The organism is Bartonella sp. ML69XJBT (assembly GCF_028618515.1).
GTDB lineage: Bacteria > Pseudomonadota > Alphaproteobacteria > Rhizobiales > Rhizobiaceae > Bartonella.
Genome location: NZ_JAQITB010000050.1, coordinates 1 through 7,981 on the forward strand (window position 1 = coordinate 1; position 7,981 = coordinate 7,981).

At 36.2% G+C, this 7,981-nt stretch carries 9 protein-coding genes and 1 tRNA gene; 4 read left to right on the forward strand and 6 right to left on the reverse strand.

Annotated elements, in window-relative coordinates; all coding sequences use genetic code 11:
• Positions 1–423: 423 nt before the first annotated feature.
• A complete protein-coding gene (locus PVV68_RS09130) occupies positions 424–2,520 on the forward strand; it encodes a S9 family peptidase (protein WP_273782932.1) in 2,097 nt (698 codons plus the stop codon).
• A gap of 73 nt (positions 2,521–2,593) precedes the next feature.
• On the opposite strand, the gene PVV68_RS09135 is transcribed toward PVV68_RS09130, so the two are convergent.
• Entirely contained in the window at positions 2,594–3,196 is a 603-nt protein-coding gene (locus PVV68_RS09135) for a superoxide dismutase (RefSeq protein WP_273721807.1), read from the reverse strand.
• Between the two features lie 1,006 nt (positions 3,197–4,202).
• Here PVV68_RS09135 and PVV68_RS09140 point away from each other — a divergent pair.
• The 3 genes from PVV68_RS09140 to PVV68_RS09150 all read left to right on the forward strand — a co-directional run bounded on the left by PVV68_RS09140 (position 4,203) and on the right by PVV68_RS09150 (position 5,072).
• Positions 4,203–4,277: transfer RNA gene (locus tag PVV68_RS09140), tRNA-Gln, on the forward strand.
• 198 nt (positions 4,278–4,475) lie between these two features.
• On the forward strand, positions 4,476–4,757 hold the full coding sequence (locus PVV68_RS09145; RefSeq protein WP_273721809.1) for a type II toxin-antitoxin system RelE/ParE family toxin: 282 nt from the start codon (positions 4,476–4,478) through the stop codon (positions 4,755–4,757).
• A 15-nt stretch (positions 4,758–4,772) separates the two neighbouring features.
• Entirely contained in the window at positions 4,773–5,072 is a 300-nt protein-coding gene (locus tag PVV68_RS09150; RefSeq protein WP_273721810.1) for a HigA family addiction module antitoxin, read from the forward strand.
• Positions 5,073–5,128: 56 nt separating this feature from the next.
• Here the strand turns inward: PVV68_RS09150 and PVV68_RS09155 are convergent, their stop codons facing one another.
• The 5 genes from PVV68_RS09155 to PVV68_RS09175 all read right to left on the reverse strand — a co-directional run.
• A complete protein-coding gene (locus PVV68_RS09155) occupies positions 5,129–6,166 on the reverse strand; it encodes a tyrosine-type recombinase/integrase (RefSeq protein WP_273721812.1) in 1,038 nt (345 codons plus the stop codon).
• 2 nt (positions 6,167–6,168) lie between these two features.
• Complete coding sequence (locus PVV68_RS09160; protein WP_015857131.1) at positions 6,169–6,417, reverse strand: hypothetical protein; 249 nt, start codon at positions 6,415–6,417, stop codon at positions 6,169–6,171.
• A gap of 123 nt (positions 6,418–6,540) precedes the next feature.
• The gene (locus tag PVV68_RS09165; RefSeq protein ID WP_273721816.1) at positions 6,541–6,942 is read right to left on the reverse strand and encodes a hypothetical protein; all 402 of its coding nucleotides are present in this window, start codon (positions 6,940–6,942) and stop codon (positions 6,541–6,543) included.
• A 109-nt stretch (positions 6,943–7,051) separates the two neighbouring features.
• Positions 7,052–7,675: a lambda exonuclease family protein gene (locus tag PVV68_RS09170; protein ID WP_273782933.1), complete on the reverse strand. Its 624-nt coding sequence runs from the start codon at positions 7,673–7,675 to the stop codon at positions 7,052–7,054.
• A 1-nt stretch (position 7,676) separates the two neighbouring features.
• Positions 7,677–7,981, reverse strand: a 305-nt coding sequence (locus PVV68_RS09175) for an ERF family protein (RefSeq protein ID WP_273782934.1), incomplete at its 5' end; no start/stop codon positions are given.

Sequence of the window (7,981 nt, forward strand, 5' to 3'; positions counted from 1 at the left end):
TATTTATTTTATAGAATTATAATTATTTTTCATAAGCAGTCGTCTTTGAATATAAAAAGTAAATTAAAAATTTTTTAAAATTTAAAAATACGATAAGAACAATAAGGAATCACATGTTAGCATAATATAGAAAGATCTTTTTCTTTTTAGGTTATAATACTAATATTTTATATATCTTAAAGCCAGTTTCATTATTTAAAGAAAAATTCAATTCTGCTACTAAATAGCCTTATTTTCTTTAGTTTTTAAATTTCTGTAAAAGTGTCATGCTCTTCATAGAAGGGATCTTGGTGACATATAATAACGGAAATATATTAAATTGTTGCAGCTATAAGCGGAAGTTATGCAAGTACACACTTGCATAGATAATATGATTCTAACATATAGATGAAATTCTCAATATCTTTTAACATAGGATTATATATGACTGGCTCTTTTGTATTTCCTCCCAAGGCATCCAAAATTATTTATAAAGAAATGCATCACGGTATTTGTCGTGATGATCCCTATCATTGGTTACGTGCATCTAATTGGCAAGATGTTTTTAAAAACCCGAACTGTCTTGATGCAAATATTCGACTTCATCTTGAAAAGGAAAACGCTTATCAGGCTGCTCAAATGTCTGATACGAAGCCATTACAAGATTTACTTTTTACTGAAATGAAAAATCGTATTCAAGAGAATGATAGTTCAGTTCCTATAAAAAATGGGCCTTTTGCTTATGGATTCTCTTATGTTACTGGAGGACAACAACCACATTATTTTCGTATACCAAGGAATGGCGGAGAAAAAAATATTTATCTCAATGGTGATAGTTTGGCTGAAGGTAAAGAATATTTTCACTTTGGTTCCGTTCAAGAATCTCCTGATCATAGACATGTTGTATGGACTTATGATGACAAAGGATCAGAATTCTACACAGCTAAAATTCGTCATTTTGAAACATTATCTGACCATACGGATATAATTACTGATACATCCGGACAGATTGTATGGGATGCTAAATCTGAAGGTTTTTTCTACACGAAGATGGATGAAAACCATCGACCTTCGGAGCTCTATTATCACCGATTAAACACCGACCAATCGCAAGATAAACTCATTTTCCGTGAAGATAATCCAGGATTTTTTTTACACGTAAATGGTTCTAAGCTTAATGATGTTATTTATATTAATATTCATGATCATGAAACGTCAGAGGTTTGGTTGATCCCCGCTGCCGCACCTCTTACTGCTCCTCAATGTGTAAGGAAACGACAAAAAGGTGTAGAATATTCACTGACAGAAGGTGGTGATGTGTTTTATATTTTGACCAACCAAGATGACGCAAAAGATTTCAAAATTATGGTAGCACCAACTACATCTCCACAATCAGAAAATTGGTCTGAGCTTGTTCCACACCAGCTTGGGTGTCTCATATTATCCCATGACGCTTATCAGGATTTTCTTATCTGGCTCGAACGTTTTGAAGGACTCCCTCGTATAAAAGTAATGGAGCGTACCACGAAACAAATCCATTCCATTGCTTTTACTGAAGAAGCTTATTCTTTAGGTCTACAAGGTGCTGCAGAATATAACAGTCAAACCATTCGCTTTTCTTATTCGTCCATGACAACACCTGATCAAATATTTGATTATGAGATGAAAAGTCGCAAACAAGTGCTTTTAAAAACACAAATAATTCCCTCTGGGCATAATAAAGATGAGTATGTAACACGACGTATTACAGCAATAGCAGATGATGGCGAGAAAATCCCTATTTCTCTTTTATATCACAAAACCACTGCTCTTAATGGTAGTGCACCCTGTCTACTTTACGGTTATGGTGCCTATGGAATTTCTATTCCAGCCAATTTTAATAGCAATATACTTTCCTTGGTTAACAGAGGTTTTATTTATGCTATTGCCCATATTCGTGGGGGAAAAGAAAAGGGAGTTGAATGGTATGAGAAAGGAAAACATTCCTTTAAATACAACACATTTACAGATTTTATTGCTTGTGGACGTTATCTTGTAAATAATAAATTCACTTCTCATGACTGCCTCATTGCTCATGGTGGTTCAGCAGGAGGGATGTTGATGGGGGCTATTGCTAATATAGCTCCACAGGATTTTGCTGGAATTGTAGCGAATGTACCCTTTGTTGATGTTTTAACAACCATGTTAGATGCTTCATTGCCACTAACGCCTCCCGAATGGCCCGAATGGGGCAATCCTCTTGAATCAGAAGAGGATTATAACCTTATTGCTTCTTATTCCCCCTACGATAATGTTAAAGCTCAAAAATACCCTCCTATACTCGCAATTGCGGGATTAACAGATCCTCGTGTAACCTATTGGGAGCCTGCGAAATGGGTGGCAAAATTACGAGATTTAAAAACAGACGATAACGCGATTTTATTACGCATTAATATGGATTCAGGTCATGCAGGAGCAGCTGGGCGTTTTTCAAAGCTAGAAGAAATTGCATATATCTATGCATATATCTTAAAAATAGTGGGAAAAACGACGGTTAATTGAAACACTTTTATCTTTTTAAAAAGCTCCATAATCTAAAAATTATGGAGCTTTTAATAAAAATGGAAGACTAGTTTTAAAATTCACAATCTTCATAAAGTTTTAAAACATAATCCCAATTAATGAGATTATCGACAAAAGCTTCAAGATATTTGGGGCGTGCATTGCGATAGTCAATGTAGTAGGAATGCTCCCACACATCGACACCTAGAATAGGTTGAGCATTATGAATTAAAGGATTTTCACCATTAGGTGTTTTCATAATTTCAAGTTTACCATTTTTAACAGCAACCCATGTCCACCCAGAACCAAATTGAGCAACGCCAGCAGCAATAAAATCAGTGCGGAATTTATTATAACCACCTAAATCAGCATCAATAGCTTTTGCTAATTTTTCAGGAATTTTTTGACCACCACCACCTTTTTTCATCCAAAGCCAAAAATGGTTATGATTGTAATATTGTGCTGCGTTATTAAATAATCCAATATTTTTTCCAAAACTTTTTTTGACGATATCTTCAAGGCTTTCATTTTCTAAGCCTAACTCTTTCACAAAATTATTGGTATTGGTAAGATAAGCAAGGTGATGCTTATCACGATGATATTCAAGCGTTTCGCGTGACATATAAGGCGAAAGGGCATCATAGTCATAAGGCAATGGGGCCAATTCAAAAGCCATTTAAAAGTCTCCTTGATTCTAATTGTTAAGCTCACTCCACAAACCTAATTTGCCATTTACACAATCTAAAAGCAAATATTGAATATCTATTTGTATTAAAATTTTGATGATTATTCCTTCATAAATGTGTTTCTGGGTGTATGTACTTGAGTAAGCAAAATAGCATTAATTTATATACGACTTTTGAAGGTTTTTTCCATCGGTGAATTCATAAAAAACCAATTATCATTTTTAATAGTGATATACCACTTCATTAAGGATCGTAAAGATGAATTGAGATAGTTATAAGACCTTATTGGTTATCTAAAACCTTCCTCTCAGTACAATATAAAATGTCTTCAATATTTGTAAAATTTTTTCTATCCTCTTTATAAAGTGTATGAATACTTTTATCACAGTGAATTTAACAAAAACGCTTGTGATTATTTTTTGCAGATAGTTTGTATTTTGGTTCAGACTTTAGAACTTTTATAATTACAATGATATTTTTTAGTTTGCAATTATTGATCCCTTAATTCGCTTGTCCATAATCGGCTCATTATATTTATTATGCATTATGAGTGTAATATTCAGTGAGCAGAAGGGGATTATTGTATATTGAAGGACCAAAAATCGAGAATGTGATTAAGAAGACAAAAGCATCAACATACAAAACTATTCTGTTTTCCTCTCTTATTAAACGGCTTAGATTTGGGGGCATCGAGACAACATATCACTTCATGGTGATTCATAAATACCTCAGTGAAGTACAGAATTAGCATTCCTTAGCCATAAAAACTAAATAAAATAGCAAAATACGAGAAATGCAAAATAACTGATGGATTAAGAGCTATTCTTTGTGCTAAAATGAACAGTGAGTGTGGGGGGTTTTATAACTTTTGCATTAACAACAAATAAGATTTCAAAACTTTATGATAAAAAAGTAAAAGCTTTGATTTTCAGATATTGCACACTCTTGCAGGAATCGCTATAAGGTGCAAAAATATTTGTAAGTGCACTTTTCTTTTGGGGTATAGCCAAGCGGTAAGGCACCGGTTTTTGGTACCGGCATTCCCTGGTTCGAATCCAGGTACCCCAGCCAATATTTAATGAAATCAATAGGTTATATAAAAGTTCGGGAATTTTGCTTCCGTTGATTCTTTTGACTTATTTTCTGCCTATCCCGAACCTTTTATAGTTTATTCTCAATCATTTTATCTAGATAACTGGATTTGCTAGCCGGCTGCTTGACTCTTATTTTTATTAATCGTATAGTTATGATATACGATAAGGGGCGGTAATGGCAATTGTGAGTTTCAAACATAAGGGCTTAAAATTATTTTATACAACAGGTTCCACAAAAGCTATTCGACCAGATCACGTAAAAAAATTACGCGTTATCTTGACGGCTTTAACAAGTGCTATGACGCCTGAAATGTTGAAAGCACCTGCCTTTAAAATGCATCCTCTTAAAGGTGAACTTACAGGATACTATTCCATATGGGTGAATGGAAATTGGCGTGTTACTTTTCGCTTTATAGGAACAGATGTGGAGCTTGTTGATTATCAAGATTACCATTGATGAAAGGAATAAAAAATGATGCATAACCCCGCACATCCGGGCGAAGTTCTAAAACTAGCTTTCTTAGAAGAAATGGGGATAACAATACAAAAATTAGCTGATCATCTCCATATGACAAGAGCTTCTCTCTCAAGAGTGATTAACGGACATGCCTCTATGAGTACCGAGCTTGCGATTAAATTAGAACTAGCTGGTTTTAGTAAAGCAAAATTTTGGTTAGATATGCAAACAAACTATAATTTATGGCAAACAATGCAACAGGCACAACCAACTATTTCTCCTCTAGTTTCTGATGCACCTCAAACGCCGCATTAATTTCATTCATAATTTTGGTGGGGTTTTGGTTTGTTTTCTTACTATCAACCATGCCCTTAACTTTTTTGAAGTTTTTTAATTGCTTCTATTGCTAGGCGTTTTCTATCTGCTGTTTTGGTATAAAGAGACGCCATTTTATCTTCTGTCCAGCCAAAAAGCGCTTTCATTTGTGAAACTGTAGCACCAGCATTGGCGGCGCGTGTTGCTGCTAATTTTCGCAATCCATGGGCTGATTTTTTAATACCCGCCGCATTACACGCCTTACGAAATAGATTGCCAAAACTTTCTTTGACAAGCTTATTTCCACTTTTACCGCAGATGAATGTTTCATTACCAATAGGACCAATTTTAAGAGTTTCTGCTAATTCAGGTAAAATTGGTAAAAAAACGTCTGTTTTAAATTGGCTCTTTTCTGTTTTAAGATGGATGATATTATCTTTGACATCTTTCCAACCGATACGAACTGCATCACCACGACGCAAGCCGGTATACAAAAGGACGTTAATCCAGACGCGTTCATGTGTACCATGTGACCAACGGTGATAATATTTGTCTATGTCCTCTTCTAGCCATGGCAGTAATCCCTCTCTGTTCAAAGATTTTGGTGCTTTTATATTAAAGGCAGGATTTCTATTTAAAAGGGCATTATCAACCGCCCAATTAAAAAGACCGTTTAAAGAGGTCAAAAAATGTTTTGCAGCCGCGGGGGTCTCTCGCCTTCTGTCTACGGCTTCAAGAATGTGTTGTTTGTTTATACTTTTATATGCACGATTACCGATATGTTTAGAAACATTATTCAGAATTCGATATTTAACTTTTTTAGTAGATTCTGATTGATTATGCCATTGCATGCTTTGTAAATACTGATGCAACAACCAATCGAAAGACCCTTCTGTGAGTCTGGTACGCGTCTTTGTTTTGGAGGAGCCATTTTGCGCTTGTTTAATAGCCAGCGTATAATTGTCAACAAACTCTTGCGTTCCATAGGTTCCTTCAATCCGAAACCGTGGTCCATGACCAATACGTACATACCATATAACTTTACCATGGCGTGTACGTTCACGAACAAGATATGGTGGACGACGCTTTGGCATGGCTAAAACTTTATACCGTCGACAGAGGGGCAGCTTTTGCTGGTCTCGTAGTCTTCTTGTTCATTTTCAAGCGGTGGAAAATCATCAATGCTATAAGTATTATCTGTCGTTGTTGGTGTTATGGTTTTATTGATATGAATTAATAATTCCCCTGTAGGTTTGATTTCTATGAGTTCACATCCTTGTTTTTTAGCTTCTCTTAAAGCACGAGCAATAGCTGGTTGCGTGATAGTAGGTGGGCGGTGTGGCATGTTTATTCCCCTTCATTTTGATGTAATTCACCCGTGGCGTGAATCACGCTGGTGTTAAAAGTTTGTTTTTCGGTGTTAGAAACGGCTTATAGAGATACTATAAGATTAGTCGTTCGTATTTTCTCATCTGGTTTGTTTTCTAGTTGAGATTCTTTTATCGCCATCAATCCAGTCGTCCCAACATATACATGCTTCACCGTAAATTTTTGCATGACCGTAAATATGCGCATCACCGTAAACTTCTGCATGACCGTAAATGCATGGTTCATCGAAAACTTCTGCTTTGCCATAGATACGAGATTTGTCGTAAACTTGTGCATTTTCGTAAACCTTAGCATCATCATAAACCTTGGCATAACCCCCAATCCAGCAATTACCATGATGCGATAGGTTGTCTTCTTTTGCTATAAAGCCGCTAAGATCATCTGCCTTTACATCTCCAAAGTCTTTCAATGCACGAATGCGGCGGAGCGTTTTGCGCCCAACTTCGATTGTTTCGTCTGTCAGTTCATATTTCTTTTCCATGGTTTATTTCCTTGATTTGCGTACAATCCACCCGTAGCGTGAAGCACGCATGTGTTGAAATTGTTAGGAAAGGGTGGGGGTGCTGGGAGGAGAAAGCACCCCCATAGGTTTAAGCAGCTTTTGCCAAAATCTTTTGCATCTCTTGTTCTATTTCTTCTAAAAAGATCTCGACCGCTTTATTGATCGCTTCAATGTGTTCCTCATCACGATTGATACGTTTGATTTTCATTCTCAAACTAGTAGATTTCCCTACAAAGTTTGGGTTATAGCTCATGAAATGACACCATTTACGTCCCGTGCAACCCATTTGGAATTGCATTTGTGCGATATATTCAGGCTTGATAGTGTCATCTATAAAAAAGCGTAGATGGTTTGGTGATTGTAGGCATTTAATCTCAATTAAACCGTCCTCACCAATAAGCCCATCAGGACTAGCACCAGCCATTTGGATTGTCGGATGTTGGACAAATCCACACCTTGTGACCTCTGTATCATAAATGAATGCATATTCTCTCAAGGCATCTTCTTCATGTTCAATGCCCCATTGCATAGCTGGCGTTATATAAGATTGGCTTATTTCCTCTGTTAATCGCTCCGTCATAAGCTTTATTTTGTACTCCTCATATTTGCTTGTAGGTAAACCTTTTGCTGTCTTACTAAGTACGTTATAAACGTTTGAAGCGGTGACTTTACCTAAACGGGCTTGAAACCACTCTACTGTTCTTTGTTCCATTTCACACCGCCTTTTGTTGCTCTTGTTGTGCTTTATTCATTTGCGAGCGTTGCTTTTTTTTCAAAGCAAACAAAACGGTTTGGGCTTGTTTATAAGACATCTGTGTGAGATTTTTTACGCCTATAAAAGAAAGAATATCGCTTTCCTTTGCTTGTGTCTGTTCTATTAATTCTCTGATCTCATTCATTTGTTCCGGTGTGACACCTGCTATGAGCGTGTTGCCATCAGTATCATCTTCATCACTGGTCACATTAAGAAGCATGCCTAAAAGATATCTGCGTGCATAAGTAATCGTGGAACCAACAG

Excerpts from the sequence above, each read along its gene's own strand:
- PVV68_RS09170 (WP_273782933.1), bottom strand. The coding sequence starts at position 7,675 with ATGGAACAAAGAACAGTAGAGTGGTTTCAAGCCCGTTTAGGTAAAGTC.
- PVV68_RS09165 (WP_273721816.1), bottom strand. The coding sequence starts at position 6,942 with ATGGAAAAGAAATATGAACTGACAGACGAAACAATCGAAGTTGGGCGC.
- PVV68_RS09145 (WP_273721809.1), top strand. The coding sequence starts at position 4,476 with ATGGCAATTGTGAGTTTCAAACATAAGGGCTTAAAATTATTTTATACA.
- PVV68_RS09130 (WP_273782932.1), top strand. The coding sequence starts at position 424 with ATGACTGGCTCTTTTGTATTTCCTCCCAAGGCATCCAAAATTATTTAT.
- PVV68_RS09160 (WP_015857131.1), bottom strand. The coding sequence starts at position 6,417 with ATGCCACACCGCCCACCTACTATCACGCAACCAGCTATTGCTCGTGCT.
- PVV68_RS09150 (WP_273721810.1), top strand. The coding sequence starts at position 4,773 with ATGATGCATAACCCCGCACATCCGGGCGAAGTTCTAAAACTAGCTTTC.
- PVV68_RS09155 (WP_273721812.1), bottom strand. The coding sequence starts at position 6,166 with ATGCCAAAGCGTCGTCCACCATATCTTGTTCGTGAACGTACACGCCAT.
- PVV68_RS09135 (WP_273721807.1), bottom strand. The coding sequence starts at position 3,196 with ATGGCTTTTGAATTGGCCCCATTGCCTTATGACTATGATGCCCTTTCG.